Here is a 21862-nt window from a genome sequence, read left to right as displayed (position 1 = left end):
CGTCAGCGGGACGCCACCAGCACACCGGCACCGATCATCAGGGCGCCCGCTCCCCTGTTCAGGGCGCGGAGGCGCCGGGGTCGAGCCAGCGCCGCCCGAGCCCGCAGCGCCAGGCCCACATGGACGCCGATCACCAGCGCCTCGACGGCGACGATGACGGCGAGAAGCGTCATCGTGTCGGCCGCGGTGAGCGGGCGGGTGCCGAGCACGCCCGGCAGCAGGGCGAGGTAGAAGACCGGCATCTTCGGGTTCGACACGTTCAGCAGGAAGCCCACGCCGAACAGGCGGGCGAGCCCGCCGCGCAGGCGCCGCGGGGCGACGACCGCGGGCGCGCGCCACATCGCGACGCCGGTGTAGACCAGGTAGGCGGCGCCGATGTAGCGGACGACGCGCAGGTGATCGCCGGCGGCGCCGGCGAGCGCGTTCAGGCCGAGCGCGACGAGGATCACGAAGCCGGCGATGCTGGCCACCACGCCGCAGCCGTAGGCGATGCCGTGCGCGGGGCCGTCGTTGACGGTCTTCGACACGATCGTGAGGTTGTCCGGCCCCGGACTGGCCGCGAAGACCAGGAAGGCCAGGGTGAACGTCGCCGTGGTGCCGATGTCCATCTCGCGTCCTGACCTCGATGAGCCCGGGGACGGAGGGCTTCGCGACGGGTCCGCGACGGGCGGCGAACCCCTGGCATCGATCCCTCTCCCGATCACGAGCCTAGGCCGGCCCCGCCACGGGGGCAACGGAAACCGGGGCGCTGCGGAGGCCGCCCGGCGCCGGCGGTCGCGTTTCCCGGCCGGTGGCGGCCCGGCCGCCGCGCCGCCTTGACGCCGCCGCGACCCGCGGGGCATGTCGCGGCCATGTTCTTCGTCCTCCCCTATCCGGTGATCGACCCCGTCCTGGTCGACGTCGGGCCCTTCCCGATCCGCTGGTACGCGCTGGCCTACGTGGCCGGCATCGTGCTCGGCTGGTTCTACATGAAGCGGCTCTGCGCGGCCGACCGGCTATGGGGCGACGTCCGGCACCCGACTCCGGTGTCGATCGACGACCTCGTCGTCTACGTGGCACTCGGCATCGTGCTGGGAGGCCGCCTCGGCTACGTGCTGTTCTACAACCCCGCCTATTACCTCGCGAACCCCTTGGAGATCGTGGCGGCCTGGAACGGCGGCATGGCGTTCCACGGCGGGCTGGTGGGCACCGCCATCGGCATGGCGATCTTCGCGCGGCGCGTCGGCGTGCGCTTCCTGTCGGTGGCGGACGGCGTCGCCGCGGTGGTGCCGATCGGCCTGTTCCTCGGCCGCATCGCCAATTTCATCAAACCGGAGCTGTGGGGCCGCGAAGCGCCGGACGTGCCCTGGGCCATGGTGTTCCCGGGCGCCGGCCCCATCCCTCGCCACCCGAGCCAGCTCTACGAGGCCGGGCTGGAAGGCATCGGCCTGTTCGTCGTGCTGGCCGTGGCCATCCGGCTCGGCGCGCTGAAGCGCCCCGGCTTGTCGACCGGGCTGTTCACCGCCGGCTACGCGCTGGCCCGCATCGCGTCGGAGTTCTTCCGCCAGCCCGACGCGCAGCTGGGCTTCCTGTTCGGCGGCGCCACCATGGGCATGCTGCTGTCGCTGCCGCTCCTCGCCATCGGGCTCGCCCTGATCGCCTATGCGCTCCGCCCGCGGCGGCCGCCGGCCGTGCTCGCGTGACGGCGCTCGGCGACGAGATCCGCGCCCTGATCCTCGACGGGGGGCCGATCGGCGTCGACCGCTACATGGCGCTGTGCCTCGGCCACCCGACGCTCGGCTACTACCGCACCCGAGACCCGCTCGGGACCGCGGGCGACTTCACCACCGCGCCCGAAACCAGCCAGATGTTCGGCGAGCTCGTCGGCGCCTGGGCGGCGGCCGTCTGGGCTTCCATGGGCAGCCCCGAAACGCTGCGCCTCGTCGAGCTCGGCCCGGGCCGCGGCACGCTGCTCGCCGACGCCCTGCGGGTGATGCGCCGGGTGCCGGGCCTCCCCGGCGCCCTCGACATCCACCTCGTCGAAACCAGCCCCGCTCTGCGCGACGCCCAGCGCGCCGCGCTGCGGGGCTGCGGCGTCCCGCTCTCGTGGCACGGCGGCGTGGAGGACGTGCCGCCCGGCCCCGCGGTCGTGGTCGCCAACGAGTTCTTCGACGCCCTGCCGGTGCGCCATTACGTGCGGACCGCCGGAGGCTGGCGGCAGCGGCTCGTCGGGCTCGCCGGCGACGGGCTTTCGGGCGAAGTGCTGGCCTTCGGCCTCGCGCCCGAACCCGAGCCCGCCATTCGGGTCGAAGCGCCCGAGGGCGCCGTGATCGAAGTCGGCCTCGTCGCGCAGGGCCTGGCCAGGGGGCTCGCGGCCCGGCTCGCGCGCCACGGGGGCGCCGCGCTGGTGGTCGACTACGGCTACGCCAAGCCGGCCTTCGCCGAAACCCTGCAGGCCGTGCGCCGCCACGGCTTCGCCGATCCGCTCGCCGAGCCCGGGGAAGCCGACCTGTCGGCCCACGTCGACTTCGGCGGGCTGCGCCGCGCCGCGGAAAGCGCCGGCGCCGCGGTCCACGGCCCCGTGCCGCAGGGTGCCTTCCTGCGCGCGCTCGGGCTCGACGCCCGCGCGGCGGCGCTGAAGACCCGTGCCACGCCCGAGCAGGCCGCCGCGATCGCCGCCGCGGTGGACCGGCTGGCCGGCCCCGGCACGGCCGGGCGGCCCGGCATGGGCGACCTGTTCCAGGCGCTGGCCATCACGGCCCCCGCCCTCCCCGTCCCACCCGGCTTCGAGGACGTTTCGCCATGACGCTCCAGCCCATCACGGCGCCGGCTCTCGATGCGCCGGGGATCGCCCACGGCTTCTTCACGCGCCAGGGCGGCGTGTCGACCGGGATCTACGGCTCGCTGAACGGCGGCATCGGCTCGGGCGACGCGCGCGAGAACGTGATGGAGAACCGCCGCCGCATGGCGGACACCCTCGGGGTGGCGGCCGACCGCCTCGTCCTGCCCCGCCTCGTCCATTCGCCCGACGCGGTCGCGATCTCGGCGCCGTTCGGGGAGGAGGACCGGCCGCGCTGCGACGGGCTCGCCACCCGCACGCCGGGGCTCGCCCTGGCCGTCACGGGGGCGGATTGCGGCATCGTGCTCCTGGCCGACGCGGAAGCCGGCGTCGTCGGAGCCTGCCACGCGGGCTGGAAGGGCGCCGTCTTCGGCGTGCTGGAATCCACCGTCGAGGCCATGCTGGGCCTCGGGGCGACCAAGCGCGGCATCGCGGCGGTGCTCGGCCCCACCATCGCCTGCGAGTCCTACGAGGTGGGTCCGGAGTTCCGCGCCCGGGTCGTCGAGCGGGACGGCGTCTACGAGGGCTTCTTCGCGCCCTCGGCCCGGGCGGGGCACCACCATTTCGACCTACCGGGCTTCATCGGCCACCGGCTGCGCGGCACGGGGATCGGGCGCGTCGTCGACCTGGCGCTCGACACCTACGCCGACGAGGCGCGCTTCTTCTCCTTCCGCCGCGCCACCCATCGCGGCGAGCCCGACTACGGCCGGCTGGTCGGCGCCATCGCGCTGCGGGGGTGACGGGAGGTCGGTCGAGCCGCCGGCGGAAGCCCGGCGGGGCTCCGCCCCCACCCCGCCAAAGGCCGTTGGAAACCCCGTTCGAGGCAACCCCATGTATCTCGGCATCGACATCGGCACCTCCTCGGTCAAGATCGTGCTGGTCGACGACCGGGAAGCCCCCGCGGCTTCGGCCGAGGTCCCCCTCGGGCCGTCCCGCCCCCGCCCTTCCTGGTCCGAGGACGATCCGGACCGCTGGTGGGACGCGGTCGCGACCGGCCTCGACCGCATGCGCGCCGAGCACCCCGCCGTTCTCGCCCGGACGGACGCGATCGGCCTGTCGGGCCAGATGCACGGCGCCCTGCTGCTCGACGGCGCGGACCGCCCTGTGCGCCCCGCGATCCTGTGGAACGACGGCCGCGCCGCCGCGCAGGCGCGCGACCTCGCGGGGCGCCACCCGGAACTCGCCGCCACCGCCGGCGTCCGCCCCATGCCGGGCTTCACCGGGCCGCTCCTCGCCTGGCTGCGCGGCCACGAGCCGGACGCGGTCGGCCGGGCCCGCCACCTGCTCCTGCCCAAGGACTGGGTCCGCCTGAAGCTGACGGGCGAGCGCGCGACCGACCCCAGCGACGCGGCCGGGACCTGGCTGTTCGACCAGGGTGCCCGCGCCTGGTCGCCGGCCCTCGGGGCCGCCTGCGGCGCCGACCCCGCCTGGCTGCCGCGGATCGTCGAGTCCACCGCCGTGTCGGGGACGCTGCGGGCCGACCTCGCGGCGCGCTGGGGGATGCGCCCCGGCCTGCCGGTCGCGGGCGGGGGCGGCGACACCGCGGTCGGCGGCGTCGGCATCGGCGCCGTGGAGCCCGGCACGGGCTTCGTGTCGCTCGGCACGTCCGGCCAGGTGTTCCTGGCGTCCGACCGCCACGCGCCGCCCGCCGATCCCACCGTGCAGGGCTTCTGCCACGCCCTGCCGGACCGGTGGTGTCGCGTGGCGGCGCTGCTCAACGGCGCGAGCCCGCTCGCCGCCGCGGCGCGCTGGACCGGCCGCCCGGACGTCGCGACCCTGCTCGCCGAGGTCGAGGCGGGCTTCTCCGGCCCTTCCGCCCTCCTTGCCCTGCCCTACCTCGCGGGCGAGCGCACCCCGCACGACGACCCCGACGCGCGCGGCGCCCTGCTCGGCCTCACCGCCGCGACGACCCCCGCCGAGATCGCCCAGGCCGTGATGGAGGCCGTGGCCTTCTCGCTGGCCGACGGCCTCGCCGCCCTGGCGCCGGCTCGTCGCCCCGCGGCGCTGGGCTTCATCGGCGGCGGCGCGCGCTCGCGCCTGTGGGGGCGGATGATCGCGTCCGTGCTCGACGTGCCGTTGGAGCGCCACGCGGGCGGGGCGCGGGGCCCCGCCTTCGGCGCCGCGCGGCTGGCCCGCCTCGCCGCCACGGGCGGAGACGCCCGCGACGTCGCGGTGCCGCCGCCCATAGCCGACGTCGTCGCGCCTGAAGCGCGGCTCGCCGACGCCTATGCGCCCCGGCTCGAAGCCTTCCGGTCGCTGTATGCCGCGCTGAAGGGGGAGTTCGCCCGCCCGGCGTGACGCGCCTCCCGTTCGTCGGCGTCGCCGCGCGGGAGGCGGCGTCGCCGCGCGGGAGGCGGCCGCGCCCGGCCGCCGCCGGATCGGGGATCCGGGGCCGGCGCCGAACAGTCGAAGCGGGGATCAGGGTAGAAATGGAATAAATCCAGCTTTGGCATCGCAATAACACAGCGCCGCCCCTTCGGGCGGTGTTGTTGAGCGGGGGCGATGTCGCGCGTTGACACCCGGCGGGGCGTGCGGTTTGTCGGATCGATGCTGTACGAGATCACCATCTGGCGGCGGGCGGCCGGCGCGGCGCATCTGGTCGCGACCCATCACGAGCTCGGCCATCTCAGCACCGTGAAGGAAGCGGCCAAACGCATGCTGCGCGACTGCCCCGGCGTCGGCCCCGCCCACCACGTCAAGATCGCGGAAGCCCACAACGGCCGCGAAGTCTACGTTTGGAAGCTCGACGGCCGGAGCTGATCCCCGCGCGGCGTGCTACATCTCCGGCCTGAAGCGGAGGGTGGGCGCGTGAAGGTGGCGGACGTGATGAGCACGGCGGTGGAGTTCATCGGCGGCAACGCCCCGGTGAAGGAAGCCGCGGAACTGATGGGCGAACTCGACGTCGGCGCCCTGCCGGTCGGCGCGCCGGACGCCCTTGAGGGCATCGTGACCGATCGCGACCTGCTGTTCCGCGTGATCGCGGCGGGACTCGACCCCAACGCAACGCTGGTGCGCGACGTCGCGTCCCGGTCGATGATCTCCTGCCGCGAAACCGACGAGCTCCAGGTCGCCATGGACCTGATGGCGGCCAACCACGTCCGCCGCCTGCCCGTCACCGACGACCGCGGCAGCGTCGCCGGCTGGGTGACGCTGGCCGACATTTCCCGCAAGCTCCTCGTCGACAGCCGCGGCCTGCAGGACGCGCTGAGCGAGATCACCGAAGCGGGGCGGGTGGAAGGGTGACGGTCCCCGCTTCCGGGGCGGCGGCGGGCATCACCGGCGGTAGCGCCGGTCCACCGAACGGACGGCGTCGGCCGGCAGCGCCAGGCGCGCGGCGATGAAGTTGGCGAAGAGCCGCCCCGCGGGGTCGCGCGTGTCCGACGCCACGACCGCTGCCGCGTAGGCATACGGGGCGAGGTCGCGCTCGCGCACGGCCGCGATCAGCCGGCTCAGCGGCTCGGGGGCTTCCACGGCGGCCCGGAACTGGGCGACGGCATCGCCCGCCGCCCCGACCTCGCCGAGCCAGCGCTCGACGCCGCGGCGCGCCGGCTCGTCCGCCTTAGACGCGTTGAGCAGCGCCGCGGCGGTGAAGCGCATCAGCACCGCCGCATCGTCCGCGGCGAGCCGCCCGAGCCGAAAGGTCAGCGGCACCAGGACCTGGTGGCGGTTCTGCAGCCAGCCGTCGAGCACCTTGCCCGACAGGCTGCGGTCGAGGATCTCCTGGGGGAGGCGCAGGCGGCGCTCGCGCCGGCTCCCGTCGCTTTCGGCCTCGCCGCCCGGGGGGGCCGCGGGCGGGGGCGGCTCGAGGGCGGTGGCCCGCCCGTCATGGTCCGCGCGGCGCTCCAGCAGGCGTTGCAGCCCCGCCAGGAAACCCGAGCGGGGCGCCGCCGCGGCGACGTCCGGCACGGAGCCGGCCACCGTCAGGCCCCGGCCGGGGCCGCCTTGCCGCCCAGCGCCTCGATCTGGGCGAGCAGGCGGGAAAAGTCGACCGGCTTCGGATGGTAGTCGTTGCAGCCGGCCGCGATGGCCTTCTCGCGGTCGCCCGACATGGCGTGGGCCGTCAGGGCGATGATGGGGATGTGGGCAGTCTTGGCCTCGGCCTTGATCATGGACGCCGCCGTCCAGCCGTCGATGATCGGCAGGTTCATGTCGAGCAGGATGATGTCGGGCGCCTCGGAGCCCGCCTTGTCGACGCCCTCCTGCCCGTCGGCCGCCAGCACAACCTCGAACCCGCGCCGCCGCAACCTCCGGGACAGGAAGTCCCAGATCTCCTCATGATCCTCGACGAGCAATATGCGCATGCAGAAATCTCCGACGACAAACCGCTATCGCCCGGCGGCGGGGATGAGCTCCCGCAACTCGTGGGCGAGGTCGGGCAGGCTGAGGCTGCCCTTGCTGATGATCCGTTCGGCCTGCCCGTCGAGGCTGGCCCTTTCTTCCGGTGTAACATCCTTGGCGGTCAAAACCACCACCGGAACCAGCCCCCCGTCGGCGCGCTGGCGCAGCCGCTTGAGGAAATCGAAGCCGTCCATGACGGGCATCATCAGGTCGAGCAGGATGAGGCTCGGGGTGACGCCGTCGAGCCGCTCCAGCGCCCGCTGGCCGTTCTCGGCCTCCACCACGGTCCAGCCGTCGCGCGACAGCGCGAAGCGCATCCGCTCGCGCGCGCCCTCGTCGTCGTCGATCACCAGCACGACGCCCTCCTTGTGGGGGTGGACGCGGTCCATGACGCGCTTCAGCCGGTCCCAGTCGACCGGCTTCAGCAGGTAATCGGTGGCGCCGAGCGCGTAGGCGAGGCTCTGCTCGTTCTTCACCGACACCATCACCACCGGCGTGTCGACCAGCGCGGGATCCTGGCGCAGCGCGTGCAGCACCGACCAGCCGTCCATCTTCGGCATCTCGACGTCGAGCAGGATCGCCTGCGGGCGCAGCGCGCGGGCGAGCGTCAGGCCCGCCTGCCCGTCCGCCGCGCCGGTGACGGCGAAGCCTTCGCGTTTCAGGAAGCGGGCCAGGAGGTCGCGCGCCGCCGGGTCGTCGTCGACCACGAGGATCCGGCCCGCGGGTTCCGCGGGCTCGGCGCCCTGCGGCACCGGCTCGGGCAGGATCGCCACCGTGTCGCCCCCGCCGTCGTCCGACCGGACGCGCGCGGCGAGTTGGAGGCGAAAGGTCGAGCCCCGGCCGGGTTGGCTTTCGACCGAAACGTCGCCGCCGAGCTTGCGCGCGAAGGCGCGCGTGATGGCGAGGCCGAGGCCGGTGCCGCCGAACTGGCGCGTGGTCGATTCGTCGGCTTGGCTGAAGCGCTGGAACAGCCGCCCCATCTGCTCGTCCGTCATGCCGATGCCGCTGTCCTCGACGTCAAAGGTCAGGACGTCGGCGGAGTCGCGCCGGACCCGCAGCACGATCTCGCCGCCTTCCGTGAACTTCGCGGCGTTGGACACGAGGTTCATCAGGCACTGCCGGATCTTCAGCTCGTCCGAATGCATGCGGCCGAGCCCGCCGCCGAGGTCCAGCCGGAGCCGGTTGTCCTTCTTGGCGACGAGCGACCCCGTGGCGTTCACGACCTCGTCCACCATGCCGGCCACGTCGAAGTCGACGGCCTCGACGGTCATGCGGCCGGCCTCGATCTTCGACAGGTCGAGCACGTCGTTGATGAGCCCGAGCAGGTGGCGGGCGGAAGATTCGATCTTGCCGACGTCGGTGAGGAGCCCGACGTGGCCCACGTCCTCGATCTCCTCCGCCAGCATCTCGCTGTAGCCGATCACGGCGGACAGCGGCGTGCGCAGCTCGTGGCTCATGTTGGCGATGAACTGGCTCTTGGCGCGGTTGGCCGTTTCGGCCAGCTCCTTCGCCTCCTGCATGGCGTCCTCGGCCTGGCGGCGGGTGGTGATGTCGGAATTCACCCCGACCCATTCCCGCACCGTGCCGTCCGTCGACATGACGGGCGCGGCGCGGGCCTCGGAATAGCGCCACTCGCCGTCGCGCCGGCGCAGGCGGAACTCGGCGTGGAACAGGACGCGGCTGTGCAGCGCTTCGCGCCACAGCTCCGTCACGCGCAGCTTGTCGTCGGGGTGGACGATGTCGAGCCAGCCCCAGCCGGCGTAATCGGCCTCCGTTTGGCCCGTGTAGGCGCGCCAGGTCGGCAGCGGCGGGATCAGCCCGCCGTCCGGCCCCGCCGTCCAGATCAGGTCGGCCGAAGCCGAGATCAGGGTGCGGAACCGCTCCTCGGACCGCCGCACCGCCGCCTCGGCGTCGCGCGAATCCGTCACGTCGGTGTTGGTGCCGAACCAGCGCAGGATGGCGCCGTCCTGGTCGCGCACCGGCTCGGCGCGCGACAGGAACCAGCGGAAGGTGCCGTCGCTTCGGCGCAGCGGGAACGTGTCTTCCCAGGTTTCGCCCCGGGAGAAGGCCTCGTTGTAGCGCTCGACGACGTGGAGCACGTGGTCCGGGTGGTGGACCTTGGACCAGCCCCGGCCCTGCATCTCGTCCAGAGTCGTGCCGGTGTAGTCGTACCAGCGGCGGTTGTACCAGAAGATCGAGCCCGCGCCGTCGGCGATCCACGCGAGCTGCGGGATGGAGTCGGCGAGGTGGCGGAAGTCGGCCGTCGTCGGTCCGGCGGGCGCCGGCCTCGGTGATCGCTCGTCGCTCGCCCCTGCCATTCCTCGTCCTTCGGCTCCGTCCAGACGCCATATGGTCCACGGGATCCCTGGATGGAAGCCCGGGCGGGGAGTATAACGCGGCGGACCGGACCGGCTCCGCGCGTCCGACGTCCGGGCCGCCGCGGGGGCCGGCATCCCGCCCCGCGGCGCCGTTCTGCGCGCCGCGAAGCCATCGATCGGACAGGGTATGACACTGGACCAAGCGCTGGCCTTCGGGCTCATCGCCGTCACCATCGGCCTCTTCGTGTGGGGCCGCCTGCCCTACGACCTCGTGGCGCTGTCGGCGCTGCTGGTCGGCATCGTGCTGCGCATCGTGCCGGAAAAGCACGCCTTCGAGGGCTTCTCGGACGAGATCATCGTCATCATCGCGGCCGCGCTGGTGGTCAGCGCCGGCATCGCGCGCTCGGGCGTCATCGAGGCGATCATGCGCCCGATCCTGCCCAAGCTGCGCACGACGCGCGTCCAGGTGCCGGCGCTGGCCGGCTGCGTGCTCCTGCTGTCCATGGTGACCAAGAACGTCGGCGCGCTCGCGATCTTCATGCCGATCGCCCTGCAGCTCGCCCGACGCCACAAGACGTCGCCGTCCGCGCTGCTGATGCCCATGGCGGCGGCGTCGCTGACGGGCGGCGTCGTCACGCTGGTCGGCACCTCGCCCAACATCATCATCGCCAAGGTCCGGGCCGACATGTTCGGCCACCCCTTCACCATGTTCGACTTCACCCCCGTGGGCCTGTCGATCGCCGCCATCACCATCGCGTTCCTGGCCGTGGGCTGGCGGCTGCTGCCGGAGCGCCGCGCCGCGTCCTCGATGGATGCCGCCTTCACCATCGAAAGCTACACCGCCGAAGCGGTGCTGGGCCCGCAGTCGCCCGCGGTCGGCCGCACGGTCGCGGACCTCGAAGCCATGCAGGAGGGGGACGTGTCGGTGGCCGGCATCGTGCGCGAGCGCTTCCGCCGCTACGCGCCGACCCCGGCGTCGCGCCTCCACGCGGGCGACGTGCTGCTGCTGCGCGGCGAGCCCGAAGGGCTCGAGCAGCTCGTCGCCCAGGCCCGGCTCGACCTCGCCAGCGGCGGAGACGCGGAAGCCAAGGGCGTCGCCACCGTGGTGGAAGGCGTCATCACCGAGAACTCCCCCCTGATCGGCCGCACGCCGAGCCAGCTGGCCCTGCAGGCCCGCCACGGCGTCGGCCTCGTGGCCCTGAGCCGCCGCGGCACCGCCATCCTGCAGCGCCTGTCGACGGTGCGGTTCCGCCTGGGCGACGTCGTGGTGCTGCGCTCGTCGTCCCCCACCCTGCCGGAAAAGCTGGGGGAGCTGCACGTGCTGCCCTTGGCCGAGCGCTCCATCACGCTCGGCATCAGCCACCGCGGCTGGACGCCGCTGGCGGTGCTGGCGGTCGCCATGACGCTCGTGGCCTTCAAGGTCGTGGGGGTGGCGGTGGCCTTCTTCGCCGCCGCCGTGATCCTGCTGCTGCTGCGCACCATGACGATGCACGAAGCCTACAGGACCGTGGAATGGCACATCCTGTTCCTGCTCGGCGCGCTGATCCCGCTGTCCCATGCCGTGCGCGACACGGGCGGCACGGACCTCCTCGCGCGCGGGCTCGGCCACGCCGTCGAGGGGCTGGGCCCCACCACCACCCTGGCGGTGGTGATGGTGATCGCCATGGCGGTGACGCCCTTCTTCCACAACGCCCCCACCACGCTGGTGATGGGGCCGATCGCCGGCAGCCTGGCGGTGAAGCTCGGCCTGAACCCCGACCCGTTCCTGATGGCGGTGGCGCTCGGCGCCGGCTGCGACTTCCTCACCCCCGTCGGCCACCAGTGCAACACCCTGGTGCTGGGGCCGGGCGGCTACCGCTTCAGCGACTACGCGCGACTGGGCCTGCCGCTGTCCATCATGGTGGTGGCGGCCGGCGTGCCGCTGATCAGCTTCTTCTGGCCGCTGCACGGGCATGCGCCGTAGGTCGCGTCGGGCGCCCTGCGGCCCGGCGCATCGTCGTCGAAGCCGTTCGAACCCATCGGCACCATCGGTCAGGTGCCCGGATGACCGCCTCGTCGGGCGTCGCCGGCGACAGGCGTCGGTCGGACGGGGGCGGTGAACCGAAGGCGTGCGGCGATCGAGCCTCCCCCTAGCGGTGCATCCTGTTTCCGAGCACGTAGCCGAACAGCCCGATCAGCACGATGCCCACCGCTCCCTGCAGGGAGGTGACGAGGTAGATCACGGGGCTCGCCGGCCGCAGCCCGATGTCGGGCGCCGAGGTCGAGAGCATGTTGAGGAACGAGTAGACCAGGAGGTCGAAGGGGTTCTCGGTCACGCGCTTGATCTCGCCCGCCGGCCCCTGCGTGACGCGGTCGAGCGATTCGGTGATGCCGTAGAGGGCCGCGAAGAGCACGATCAGCGTGCCGAAGGCGCGCATCACCCGCCACAGGCTTTCGCCGTAATCGCAGAGCCATTCCACGAAGGCGTCGGACAGCCAGTTGGCCCCGTGGCGCGCGGCCTTGCGCCAGTCGCGCTGCGCCCACCCGTGCAGCGCCGTTTCGCGCTCGTGCAGCTTGCCCATCAGCCGGCCCTTGCGGAACGCCCAGGACGCGCCGTCGCCGTTGCCGAGCGAGCGGAAGTTCTGTTCCAGCACCACGTAGGCGTCGCGGGCCGCGTGGAACTCCTTCGCCACCTCCTCGCCGACCGCGCCGCCGAGCTGTTCGGGGCGCAGGCGGGTGTTGTCGAGCCAGGCGCCGGCGAGGCGGGCGTGCTTCAGCGAGCAGGTTTGCAGGTTCAGCCGCGGCAGGCTGGCATTGCTGAGGTCCGCCCCGTCGAAATGCGCGCCGTCCATCGTGGCGCCGTCGAACTTCGCGCCGCGCAGCTTGGCGCCGCCGAACCTCGCCTTCTTCAGGCTGGCCCCGGTCAGGTCGACGCCGGCGAGGTTGGCGCCGGCGAAATCGGCCTCGTCGCACCGCGCGCCCTTGAAGCTCGCGTCGTCGGCCTCCGCCCCGGCGGCGCGCACGCCCCACAGGTCGGCGCCGGAAAAGTCGGCGCTGTCGAGCAGCGCGTCGACGAGCGTGGCGTAGCGCAGGTGGGCGCCCGCGAAGCGCGCGTCTTCCAGCATGGCGTCGGTGAAGTCCGCTTCCCCGGCGCTGGCACCCGCGAAGGACGTGCCGCCCATGTCGGCGCCGACGAAGCGCACCTGCTCCAGCACCGCTTCGCCGAGGTCGGCCGAGCGACCCACGACGTCGCTGAGGTCGGCACCGCGCAGGTTGGCGCCCCGAAGCTGCGCGCCCGCGAGGCGGCCGCCCGACAGGTCGACCCCGCTGAGCGCGAGCCCGCGGCTGTCCGCGTCCCACCAGGGGGGCGACGCGCCCTCGGGCGGCGCGACGGCGTCGCGCCCGCCCAGCAGGCCGGACAGGTCGCGGCCTCGCAGCGCTTCGGCCAGCGGCATCCGCCCGGCCTTCAAGCGGACCACGAGGCCGTCGTCGGGCGGCGGTGCCGCGGCGGGACGCGTTTCCGGATCGGTCATGCGCGTCGTCATCGCCCCCGCGGAGCCCGCCGGTCAACCCGCGCCGACGTGGGGTGGTTCGCCCCGCCGCGACGGGTTAGGACGGGCTTTCCCGCCGCAGGATCCCCGCTCCCCCATGAACCCCGTGATCGACGCCGTGCTGCCGGTCTTCGCGCTGATCGGCGTCGGCTACCTCGCCGGGGCCCGCGGGCTGCTCGGCCCCTCCGTCACCGACGCGCTGAACCTGTTCGTCGTTTGGCTGGCGCTGCCGGCCCTGCTGTTCGGCGCCACGGCGCGGATGAGCTTCGCCGACATCGACCATCCCGGCTTCGCGCTCGCCACCGGGGCCGGCATCGCCCTGACCTTCGGGCTGTCGATGCTGCTCGACCGGCGCCCGGGCAAGCGCCTCGCCGACCGCGCCATCGAGGGGCTCGACGCCGCCTACGCCAACACGGGGTTCCTGGGCATCCCGCTGGGGCTGGGGCTGTTCGGCCAGGGCGTGCTGCCCGCGCTCGTGATCTCGACGCTGCTGACCGCCTGCCTGCTGTTCGGCTTCGCCATCGTGCTGATCGAGGTCGACCTCGCCACGACGCCGAGCCTGCGGCGGACGTTCGGCAAGGTGGGGCGCTCGCTGTGCCGCAACCCGCTGCTGGCGTCGCCCGTCGCCGGTGGCCTGTGGGCCGCGACGGGGCTGCCGCTGCCGGTGCCGGTCGACCGCTTCGTCGCGCTCCTCGGCGCCGCGGCAGGTCCCTGCGCGCTGGTCACCATCGGGCTGTTCCTGCACGGGCAGCGCGAGCGCGCCGACCCGCGCGAGGTCGGGCGCCTCGTCGCCCTGAAGCTCGTCGCCCAGCCCCTTCTCACCCTCGGCTTCGCCTGGTTCGTGCCGATGCCGAAGCCCTGGTTCGACTCCGCCCTGCTGCTCGCCGCCCTGCCCACCGGCACCGGCCCCTTCATGCTGGCGAAGCTTTACGAGCGGGAAGCGGCCGCGACGTCGCGCGCCATCCTGCTGTCCACCGTGCTGAGCGTCGCCACGGTGTCGGCGCTGGTCGTGCTCATCGGGCGGTGACGCCGGGCGACCCCGGCCCGGACGTTCTAAATCGCACGATGCGTGGAATGGGGGTTCCGAAATGGCCGGGCCCCGCCTTATGATGGGCCACGGCGCCCGCGACGGGGCGGCGATCAAGGGAGGGACGGGATGGCGACGACGCTGGGGGTGGGGCTGATCGGCTCGGGCTTCATGGGCAAGGCGCATGCGCTGGGGTTCCTCAACGCCGACCGCGTGTTCGACCTGCCCGTGCGGACCGAGCCGGCGATTCTGGCCGACGCGTCCGATGCCGCGGCGGCCCGCGCCGCGGCGGCGCTCGGCTTCCCGCGCTCGACCGGCGACTGGAGGGCGCTGGTCGACGACCCCGCGGTCGGCATCGTGTCCATCACCACGCCCAACGTGCTGCACCGGGAGATGGCGCTGCGGGCCATCGCGGCCGGCAAGCCCGTGTATTGCGAAAAGCCGCTCGCCCCCACGGCCGCCGAGGCCGGCGAGATGACGCTGGCGGCGGAGCGCGCCGGCGTCGCCACGCAGGTCGGCTTCAACTACCTCAAGAACCCCATGGTGCGGCTCGCCCGCGACCTCGTGCGGGCGGGCGAGATCGGCGCCGTTCGCAGTTTCCGCGGCGTCCACGCCGAGGACTTCATGACGGACGCCTCCAACCCGTGGACGTGGCGGCTCGACCCGTCGGGCGGCGGCGGCGCGCTGGCCGACATCGGCAGCCACATCATCGCCCTGGCGCGCCACGTCGTCGGGCCGATCGCGGCGGTGACGGGCGAAACCGCCACGCTGGTCAAGGATCGGCCCTTCGAGGGCGGCACCCGCGCCGTGGAGGTCGACGACGTCGCCACCGCGGCCCTGCGCTTCGAGAACGGCGCCGTCGGCACGATCGAGGCCAACTGGATGGCCACGGGGCGCAAGATGGGGCTGGAGTTCGAGGTGTCGGGCTCGGAAGGCGCGATCCGCTTCACGCAGGAGCGGATGAACGAGCTGAAGCTCTACCGCACGCGGGACCCCGCCGGGGTGCGGGGCTTCCGCACGATCGAGGCCGGGCCCGAGCACGAGCCCTACGGGCGCTTCTGCCCGGCGCCGGGGCACGGGCTCGGCTTCAACGACCTGAAGGCCATCGAGGTCGCGGACTTCCTGCGCGCCATCGCGGGCGAGCGGCCCGGCCACGCCGACTTCCGCGAAGGCTGGGAGGTGGCCAAGACCGTCGAAGCCATCTACCGCGCGGCCCGCGAGGGCGGGTGGGCCACGGTGGGGTGAGCCCGCGCGACGCCTGAGCCGCCCCCGTCCCGCGCCGCAGGTCGACCCGCCCCGCCCCCGGCGGGCCGCTGCGACGCCGCGGCACTGGCGCCCCGCTCCCGCCGGGCGTTGACTGGGCCGTGCGCTCCCCGGGGCGCCGACGGCACATCGTGAAACGGGACGGGCATGGCGGGGATGGATGGGGAACGCGGAAAGGTGACGTCCCTGCCGTCGGGCCCCTACGTCGATTGGTACGAGACCTGGCTGGCGCAGCACGGCAAGCGCTCGAAAGCCGAGGCGGCGGCGCGGGCGAAGGCCGAGCGCCAGGTCAGGTTGATCGTCCGGCTCTTCGTCGGGTGGGCCGTGGTGGTGACGGCGGCCACCTTCGCGTCGATCTGGTGGATGCTGTGACGGGCTCACCCGACGCATCGGTCCGCACCATCGGCGAAGTGTCCGACCTGGGGGGCTGCAAGCGCCTCTCTTCGGAACCGACGAGGAGCGGCGGCGATCCGCGGCGAAAGCTGTGGATCGTCATCTCGCACCGGGACTGGCCCGCCCATGGCGAGCGCCGGGCGCCCCTCGCGGCTCCGCCGGACCTCGTATCCGCTCGTCGAACGCCGTCTCGGGAGCTCGACGGCTTGGAGCGCTCGTCGCGCTGAGCGTCGCCTGTCGAGCCCCGACGGCGATGGGCCGCCCCTCGAAGGGCCGCTGCCGCGGAGGTCGGCGCCGTCAATCCCCCTCGACCCGCCCCCGCATCGCCTTCACGTCGCCGCGGATGCGCTTGCCCTCGAGCCGCCGCTTCTTCGAGCCGAGCGTCGGCCGCGTGGGCCGGCGCGGCGGCGGGGGCGGCACCGCCGCCTCGCGCACCATCTCGACGAGCCGCTCCAGCGCGTCGGCGCGGTTGCGCTCCTGGGTGCGGAAGCGCTGGGCCGTCAGCACCAGCACGCCGTCCTTGGTCAGCCGCCGCCCGGCCAGCCGCTCCAGCCGCCCGCGCACGCCTTCGGGCAGGTTCGGCGAACCGCGCACGTCGAAGCGCAGCTGCACCGCCGTCTCGACCTTGTTGACGTTCTGCCCGCCCGCGCCCGACGAGCGCATGAAGTCCTCGTGCAGTTCGTCGTCGTCGAGCGCGATGCGCTCCATGATCCTGATCACCGGAAAGGCTCCATAGCATCGGGCGATCCTTACAGCTTCGGGTCCGGGGGCGCGAGCCGATCGGGGCGGGGCTTCACCGCTCCCCCAGCGCCCGAACCGCCAGCACGGCGGCGGACGCGCGGTTCTCGACGCCGAGCTTGGCGAAGACGGTCTCGAGGTGCTTGTTCACCGTGCGGGGGGCCAGCTCGAGGATGGCCGCGATGTCGCGGTTGCTCTTGCCGCGCGCGAGCCACAGCAGCACCTCGGCTTCGCGCGCCGTGACGGGGAAGCGCGCCTTCAACACCGCCTCGTCGCCGCGCGGGTCGTGGACGCTCAAGCGGAACAGCAGCTCGCCCGCCCCGACCGCGCCCACGAAGGCGAAGCTCAGCGAGGGCTGCCCCCCTTCCCCCGGCGCCAGCACGGGCGCATCGCGCCCCGCGAGGAGCCGTGCCGCGAGCCCTGGCGGCAGGGCCGCCCCGTCCCCCGGCGAGGCCGCGCGCAGCAGCGCCGCCGCCTGCGGGGTCGACCACAGCACGGCGCCGTCGGGCGCGAGCGCCACCAGCGCCGACCCCGCGGTGTCGAGCGCCGCACGGGCGCTCTGCGCCGCGCGGGCGTTGCCGAGGTGGACGCGGATGCGCGCCATCAGCTCGTCGAGGCGGATCGGCTTGGTGACGTAGTCGACGCCGCCCGCGCCGAGCCCCGCCACGACATGCTCGGTGTCGCTCAACGCCGTCATGAAGATCACCGGCACATGGGCGGCCGGGCCGGCCTTGAGCTGCCGGCAGCATTCGAAGCCGTCCAGCCCCGGCATCACCGCATCGAGCAGGATCAGGTCCGGCACCACGCGGCCGACCAGCGCCAGGGCCTGCGCGCCCCCGGTCGCCACCAGCGCGGTGATGCCGGCGCGCTCCAGCGCTTCCGTGAGGAAGCCCAGCGTGTCGGGCGTGTCGTCGACCACCAGCACGGTGTCGCGCAGCGGGGTCGAGGCCCCGCTCACGGCGCGAGCGCTTCGGGCGCGCGCATCCCTTCCGCGCCGTCGAGCAGGCGCGCGAAGCCGTCGAGGTCGAAGCGGGCGAGGCGCTCGCGCAGCGCCGCCGCGACGGGCCCGTCGCCGACCTCGCCGAGCTTCGCTTCGAGCCCGCGCACGTAGCCGATGGCGCACAGCCGGCGCAGCTCCGCGATATCCGCGGCGGCCAGCCCCGTCCCGGCACCGCCCGTCGCCGCGGCGGCGGGCGCCGGCGCGCCCTCGATCCAGTCGAGCGCCAGGAGCGAGCCCAGGAGGTCGATGAGCCGCGCGAGGTCGAAGGGCTTCGGCAGCGCGGCGTCGTGGGCCGCGCCCTGGGCTGCGTCCTGGGCCCCGTCGCGTCCCGGCGCGTCGCTCGCCGGCGCCCCTTCGCCGAGGTTCGCCGACATCATCAGGATCGGCGCGTCGAAGCCGCGGGCCCGCAGCGCCGCGGCCAACGCCCAGCCGTCCATGCCCGGCATGGACACGTCGAGCGCGAAGAGATCGGGCGCGACGTCGGCGACGAGCGACAGGCAGGTCGGCCCGTCGCGCGCGCTCAGCACGGCGAACCCGAGCGGCTCCAGGATGGCGCGCATCAGCACCGGCTGCTCGGGGTCGTCGTCGACCACCATGAGGGTGCGCCGCCGCCCGCGGTAGCCCGACACGGCACGCGGGGCCGCCGCGGCGGGTGCGGCGGCGGCCGACAGCATCAGGCGCACCCGGAACAGCGCGCCGCCGTCCGGCGGCTCGACGACCGCGATGTCGCCCCCCATCAGCTCGGCGAGCAGCCGGGTGATGGTGAGCCCGAGCCCGAGGCCCGGCACGGCGTCGGCCCGCGCCCGCGGCCCGCGGTCGAAGGGCTCGAAGATGCGGGCGCGGTCCTCGGGCGCGATGCCGGGGCCGCTGTCGGCCACGTCGAGCGTCGCCACCTGGTTGCGGTACGACACCGACAGGGCCACGTGGCCGGCCGGCGTGAACTTGATGGCGTTGGACAGGAGGTTGATGAGGATCTGCCGAAGCCGCTTCTCGTCGGTGCGGACCGCGGCGGGGAGCGCGTCGAGGCCCGACACGCGGAACGCGAGCCCCTTGGCGTCGGCCTGCAGCCGGACCATGTCGACGAGCCCGGCGAAGAACTCGGCGGTGCGGACGCGGTCGGAGCGGACCTGCAGCCGCCCGGCCTCGATCTTCGACACGTCGAGCAGCCCGTCGATGAGGCCGCTCAGGTGTTCGGCCGAGCGGCGGATGACGCGCAGGCCGTTCCGACGCGCCGGCGGGATGTCGCCGTCCCGTTCCAACAGTTGCGCGTAGCCCAGCACGGCGTTGAGCGGCGTGCGCAGCTCGTGGCTCAGGCCCACCACGTAGCGGCTCTTGGCCGAATTGGCCGCCTCGGCGACGTCGCGGGCGCGCTGCAGCTCGGCGTCGGTGCGGCGGTGGGCGGCGATCTCGTCGAGCAGCAGCGCGGTTTGGCGCGCGGATTCGTCCTGCGCGGCGCGGCGGCCCTCGCCCGACAGGGTGAAGAACCAGGCCAGCACGCCCGACACGATCGACAGGATCGCGAAGGCCGCCCAGAGCGTGCGGTCGACGACCCCGCGGATCGCCGGGCCGGTGGCGGCGGCGCCGAAGTCGATCAGCAGCAGCACGAGGCTGACCGTCGCCACGAAGCACAGGAAGGTGGCGCCGAACTGCACGGCGGAGCGGCTGACGCGCGTCCCCCAGCGCCGCGGCAGCAGGGCCTTGAGCGCCGCCATCACCTGAACGGGGGCGGTGGCGCGCGGCCGGCACAGGTCGCCGCAGCGGGCGTCGAGCGAGCAGCACAGCGAGCAGATCGGCCCCGCATAGGCGGGGCAATGCGCCATGTCCTCGGGCTCGAAGGGATGGGCGCAGATCGCGCAGGCGACGGAGGCCCGCCCGGCCCAGGACGCGCGGGGCCGGCGGGCGAGGTAGAACCGGCCGCCCGTGCCCCAGGCGATCAACGGCGCCGACACGAGCGCGGTCGCGAGCGCCACGAAGGGCGCGAGGGCCGCGGCGGCGTCCCCGAAGGCGCCCGCGGCGGCCAGCAGCGCCACCAGGGTGGCGAGCGCCATGGCGCCGCAGCCGACCGGGTTGATGTCGTGGAGGTGGGCGCGCTTGAACTCGATGCCGGGCGGCGACAGGCCGAGCGGCTTGTTGATGGCGAGGTCCGCCACCACCGCGCCGAGCCACGCCACCGCCACGACGGCGAAGAGCGCGAGGATGCGCTCCAGCGCGGCGTAGATGCCGAGTTCCATCAGCAGCAACGCGATGGCGACGTTGAACACCAGCCACACGACGCGGCCGGGGTGGGAATGGGTGAGGCGCGAAAAGAAGTTCGACCAGGCGAGCGAGCCCGCATAGGCGTTCATGACGTTGATCTTCAGCTGCGACACCACCACGAAGCCGGCGGCGAGCAGCGCCACGGCGTCGGGGTTCCCGAACACGTACCCGAAGGCGATACGGTACATCTCGGCCGGGTCGGCGGCGTGATCGGCGGGCACGCCGGCGCGCAGCGCCATCACGGCGAGCAACGAGCCGAACAGCAGCTTCGGGGCGCCGAGCACGATCCAGCCCGGGCCCGCGGCGAGCAGCGACCACCACCACGCCCGCGTGGCCCGCCCCGGGGCGGGCCGGGCCGGGAGGAAGCGCAGCACGTCCACCTGTTCGCCGATCTGCGGCATCAGGGCGAGGATCACGGAAGCGGCTCCGCCGAACTTCTGCAGGTCGAAGCCGCCCGCCGGCCCAGGCCCCGCGGCGAGGCCGCCGAACGCGGTCCAGTCGAGGATCGCCGCGCGGTCGTGCCAGGCGATGAAGCCGACGGGCAGCAGGTTCAGCCCGATCCACAGCGGCTGGGTGACGAGCTGGAAGCGGCTGATCCAGCTGATGCCGTGCGTCACCAGCGGGATCACCGCGACGGCGCTGACGAGGTAGCCCAGGGCCAGCGGCACGCCGAAGAACAGCTTCAGCGCCGTCGCCATGATCGACCCCTCGATGGCGAACAGCATGAAGGTGAAGGTGGCATAGACCAGCGACGTGACGGTGGAGCCGATGTAGCCGAAGCCGGCGCCGCGCGTCAGCAGGTCGACGTCGACGCCGTAGCGGGCCGCATAGACCGAGATCGGCAGGCCCGTGGCGAACAGCAGCGCGGCCACCACGAGCGTGGCGGCGAGCACGTTGGAGAAGCCGTAGGTGAGGGTGACGCTGCCCCCGATGGCTTCGAGCGCCAGGAACGAGATGGCGCCGAGCGCCGTCTGCGACACGCGCGACGACGACCAGCGCCGCGCCCCCTTGGCGGTGAAGCGCAGCGCGAAGTCTTCCAGCGTCTCGTCGGCGACCCATCGGTTGTAGTCGCGCCTGACGGGCAGGATGCGTTGGCGTCCGGTCATCGATCCCCCGTGCGGGCCCATGCAGGTTATGGGCCGGGAGGCGCGGGTTTGGCAAAGACGCGGTTCAGGGCGATCCGCCCGTCTCCGCCATGTCGGGCAGCCCTTCGCAGCAGTCGCCCAGCACGGCGAGCAGTGCCTTGACCCGCGCCGGGACGACGCGGCAGCGCCGGATGCGTCCTTCGCGGGCCTGGACCATCAGCCCCGAGGCGGCGAGCTGGGCGAGATGATGGGCCAGGGTCGAGCGCGGGATGGCGAGGCGTTCCGCGAGGTCGCCCACGCTCAATCCGGCGTCGCCGGCCTGCACCAGGAGGCGGAAGGCTTCGAGCCGCTGGGGGTGGCCGAGGTCGGCCAGGCAGCGCGCGGCCTCGGCGAAGCCGAGTTCCATCAGCCGCACCCCCGCAACGACGGCCGGTAGCGAGGTTGCGGCCGGACAGGCGATGCCGGCCAGGGCAGGACGGAGCGCACGTGGGCGGGGATGTCCCACCGCTCCAGACCCATATCGGCGAGATATCGGTCGCTCAAGGCTTCCAGCTCGGCTGAAACGCGGCGGCGAGCCCAGGCGACCTCAGCGGCGTCGCGGCAAAGCACCAGTGCGTCCCACATGGCCCTGCTCCTGCCCACACTTGACGACATAACTAGATATGTCGTTATATGAGGCAGCGTCAAGGGATGGGGAACGGAATATGACGACGACGAACGAGGAGACGACGGCGACGGGCAGTTGCCTGTGCGGCGCGGTCCGCTTCGCAGTCCGCGGGCCGTTGCACCCTGTCTCGATCTGCCACTGCGCCATGTGCGCTCGCTCAGCCACGAGCGTGGGCGCCTACACGGCTTGCGCACCGGACGACCTCGCGATCGAGGGCCGCAAGCTGCGCTGGTTCCGCTCGTCTCCCGTCGCCGAGCGCGGCTTCTGCTCCGCCTGCGGGTCTCAGCTGTTCTGGCGGCGGCTCGGCGGCGATCGGGTTTCCGTGTCGGCCGGCAGCCTCGACGACCCGTCGGGCCTCGTCTTCGGCCGTCACATCTTCACCGGGGGCATGCGCGAGGGCGCCTGACGGCAGTGCCCCGTGACCCCATA

The 21862-nt window shown here is 73.6% G+C and carries 21 protein-coding genes; 11 read left to right on the top strand and 10 right to left on the bottom strand.

The features are described 5' to 3' along the window. Positions 1–2 precede the first annotated feature (2 nt). Positions 3–608, bottom strand: coding sequence for a LysE family translocator (locus tag D3273_RS08365; RefSeq protein ID WP_129225394.1), 606 nt, complete (start codon positions 606–608; stop codon positions 3–5). 243 nt (positions 609–851) lie between these two features. Between D3273_RS08365 and lgt the strand changes: the two genes are divergently transcribed. The 6 genes from lgt to D3273_RS08335 all read left to right on the top strand — a co-directional run bounded on the left by lgt (position 852) and on the right by D3273_RS08335 (position 6061). Then, positions 852–1682, top strand: a complete 831-nt coding sequence (lgt, locus tag D3273_RS08360; RefSeq protein ID WP_129225392.1) for a prolipoprotein diacylglyceryl transferase — start codon at positions 852–854, stop codon at positions 1680–1682. Further along, complete coding sequence (locus tag D3273_RS08355) at positions 1679–2785, top strand: class I SAM-dependent methyltransferase (RefSeq protein ID WP_129225390.1); 1107 nt, start codon at positions 1679–1681, stop codon at positions 2783–2785. Before lgt ends, D3273_RS08355 begins: the two co-directional genes overlap by 4 nt. Then, positions 2782–3558, top strand: coding sequence for a purine nucleoside phosphorylase YfiH/LACC1 family protein (locus tag D3273_RS08350; protein WP_129225388.1), 777 nt, complete (start codon positions 2782–2784; stop codon positions 3556–3558). The genes D3273_RS08355 and D3273_RS08350 overlap by 4 nt, the downstream gene beginning before the upstream one ends. Before the next feature lie 91 nt (positions 3559–3649). After that, a complete protein-coding gene (gene xylB / locus D3273_RS08345) occupies positions 3650–5116 on the top strand; it encodes a xylulokinase (protein WP_129225386.1) in 1467 nt (488 codons plus the stop codon). A 204-nt stretch (positions 5117–5320) separates the two neighbouring features. Beyond that, the gene (locus tag D3273_RS08340; RefSeq protein ID WP_129225384.1) at positions 5321–5578 is read left to right on the top strand and encodes a hypothetical protein; all 258 of its coding nucleotides are present in this window, start codon (positions 5321–5323) and stop codon (positions 5576–5578) included. A gap of 48 nt (positions 5579–5626) precedes the next feature. Next, positions 5627–6061, top strand: a complete 435-nt coding sequence (locus tag D3273_RS08335; RefSeq protein ID WP_207210739.1) for a CBS domain-containing protein — start codon at positions 5627–5629, stop codon at positions 6059–6061. Between the two features lie 30 nt (positions 6062–6091). Here the strand turns inward: D3273_RS08335 and D3273_RS08330 are convergent, their stop codons facing one another. From D3273_RS08330 to D3273_RS08320, 3 genes are read right to left on the bottom strand one after another with little or no spacing between them, the layout of a single operon-like run. Continuing rightward, positions 6092–6724 (bottom strand): hypothetical protein, encoded by a 633-nt coding sequence (locus tag D3273_RS08330; RefSeq protein WP_129225382.1) that lies wholly within the window; start codon positions 6722–6724, stop codon positions 6092–6094. A gap of 14 nt (positions 6725–6738) precedes the next feature. After that, positions 6739–7119 (bottom strand): response regulator, encoded by a 381-nt coding sequence (locus D3273_RS08325; RefSeq protein ID WP_129225380.1) that lies wholly within the window; start codon positions 7117–7119, stop codon positions 6739–6741. Between the two features lie 24 nt (positions 7120–7143). Beyond that, positions 7144–9474: a hybrid sensor histidine kinase/response regulator gene (locus D3273_RS08320; RefSeq protein WP_129225378.1), complete on the bottom strand. Its 2331-nt coding sequence runs from the start codon at positions 9472–9474 to the stop codon at positions 7144–7146. Positions 9475–9661: 187 nt separating this feature from the next. On the opposite strand from D3273_RS08320, the gene D3273_RS08315 reads away from it, so the two are divergent. Then, positions 9662–11437 (top strand): SLC13 family permease, encoded by a 1776-nt coding sequence (locus D3273_RS08315; RefSeq protein ID WP_129225377.1) that lies wholly within the window; start codon positions 9662–9664, stop codon positions 11435–11437. Between the two features lie 166 nt (positions 11438–11603). On the opposite strand, the gene D3273_RS08310 is transcribed toward D3273_RS08315, so the two are convergent. Further along, positions 11604–12986: a pentapeptide repeat-containing protein gene (locus tag D3273_RS08310; RefSeq protein ID WP_129225375.1), complete on the bottom strand. Its 1383-nt coding sequence runs from the start codon at positions 12984–12986 to the stop codon at positions 11604–11606. Positions 12987–13101: 115 nt separating this feature from the next. On the opposite strand from D3273_RS08310, the gene D3273_RS08305 reads away from it, so the two are divergent. The 3 genes from D3273_RS08305 to D3273_RS08295 all read left to right on the top strand — a co-directional run bounded on the left by D3273_RS08305 (position 13102) and on the right by D3273_RS08295 (position 15666). Next, positions 13102–14031, top strand: coding sequence for an AEC family transporter (locus D3273_RS08305; RefSeq protein WP_129225373.1), 930 nt, complete (start codon positions 13102–13104; stop codon positions 14029–14031). 129 nt (positions 14032–14160) lie between these two features. Beyond that, on the top strand, positions 14161–15276 hold the full coding sequence (locus D3273_RS08300; protein ID WP_129225371.1) for a Gfo/Idh/MocA family protein: 1116 nt from the start codon (positions 14161–14163) through the stop codon (positions 15274–15276). Positions 15277–15471: 195 nt separating this feature from the next. Continuing rightward, the gene (locus D3273_RS08295; RefSeq protein WP_129225369.1) at positions 15472–15666 is read left to right on the top strand and encodes a hypothetical protein; all 195 of its coding nucleotides are present in this window, start codon (positions 15472–15474) and stop codon (positions 15664–15666) included. Between the two features lie 318 nt (positions 15667–15984). On the opposite strand, the gene arfB is transcribed toward D3273_RS08295, so the two are convergent. The 5 genes from arfB to D3273_RS29920 form a co-directional block, all read right to left on the bottom strand. Continuing rightward, a complete protein-coding gene (arfB, locus tag D3273_RS08290; protein WP_129225367.1) occupies positions 15985–16407 on the bottom strand; it encodes an alternative ribosome rescue aminoacyl-tRNA hydrolase ArfB in 423 nt (140 codons plus the stop codon). A gap of 73 nt (positions 16408–16480) precedes the next feature. Beyond that, on the bottom strand, positions 16481–17383 hold the full coding sequence (locus D3273_RS08285; protein WP_129225365.1) for a response regulator transcription factor: 903 nt from the start codon (positions 17381–17383) through the stop codon (positions 16481–16483). Then, the gene (locus D3273_RS08280; protein ID WP_129225363.1) at positions 17380–20787 is read right to left on the bottom strand and encodes a hybrid sensor histidine kinase/response regulator; all 3408 of its coding nucleotides are present in this window, start codon (positions 20785–20787) and stop codon (positions 17380–17382) included. Before D3273_RS08280 ends, D3273_RS08285 begins: the two co-directional genes overlap by 4 nt. A 64-nt stretch (positions 20788–20851) precedes the next feature. Continuing rightward, positions 20852–21172 carry an ArsR/SmtB family transcription factor gene (locus D3273_RS08275; RefSeq protein ID WP_129225361.1) on the bottom strand — a complete coding sequence of 107 codons (321 nt, stop codon included), beginning with the start codon at positions 21170–21172 and terminating at the stop codon, positions 20852–20854. After that, positions 21172–21390, bottom strand: a complete 219-nt coding sequence (locus D3273_RS29920) for a YjiS-like domain-containing protein (protein ID WP_165359425.1) — start codon at positions 21388–21390, stop codon at positions 21172–21174. The genes D3273_RS08275 and D3273_RS29920 overlap by 1 nt, the downstream gene beginning before the upstream one ends. An 80-nt stretch (positions 21391–21470) precedes the next feature. On the opposite strand from D3273_RS29920, the gene D3273_RS08265 reads away from it, so the two are divergent. Beyond that, complete coding sequence (locus D3273_RS08265; RefSeq protein WP_245501069.1) at positions 21471–21839, top strand: GFA family protein; 369 nt, start codon at positions 21471–21473, stop codon at positions 21837–21839. The last annotated feature ends 23 nt before the right edge of the window (positions 21840–21862 follow it).

The sequence above is a fragment of the Lichenibacterium minor genome, from assembly GCF_004137685.1.
Taxonomy (GTDB): domain Bacteria; phylum Pseudomonadota; class Alphaproteobacteria; order Rhizobiales; family Beijerinckiaceae; genus Lichenihabitans; species Lichenihabitans minor.
This window is presented reverse-complemented; position numbering and strand designations above follow the sequence as displayed.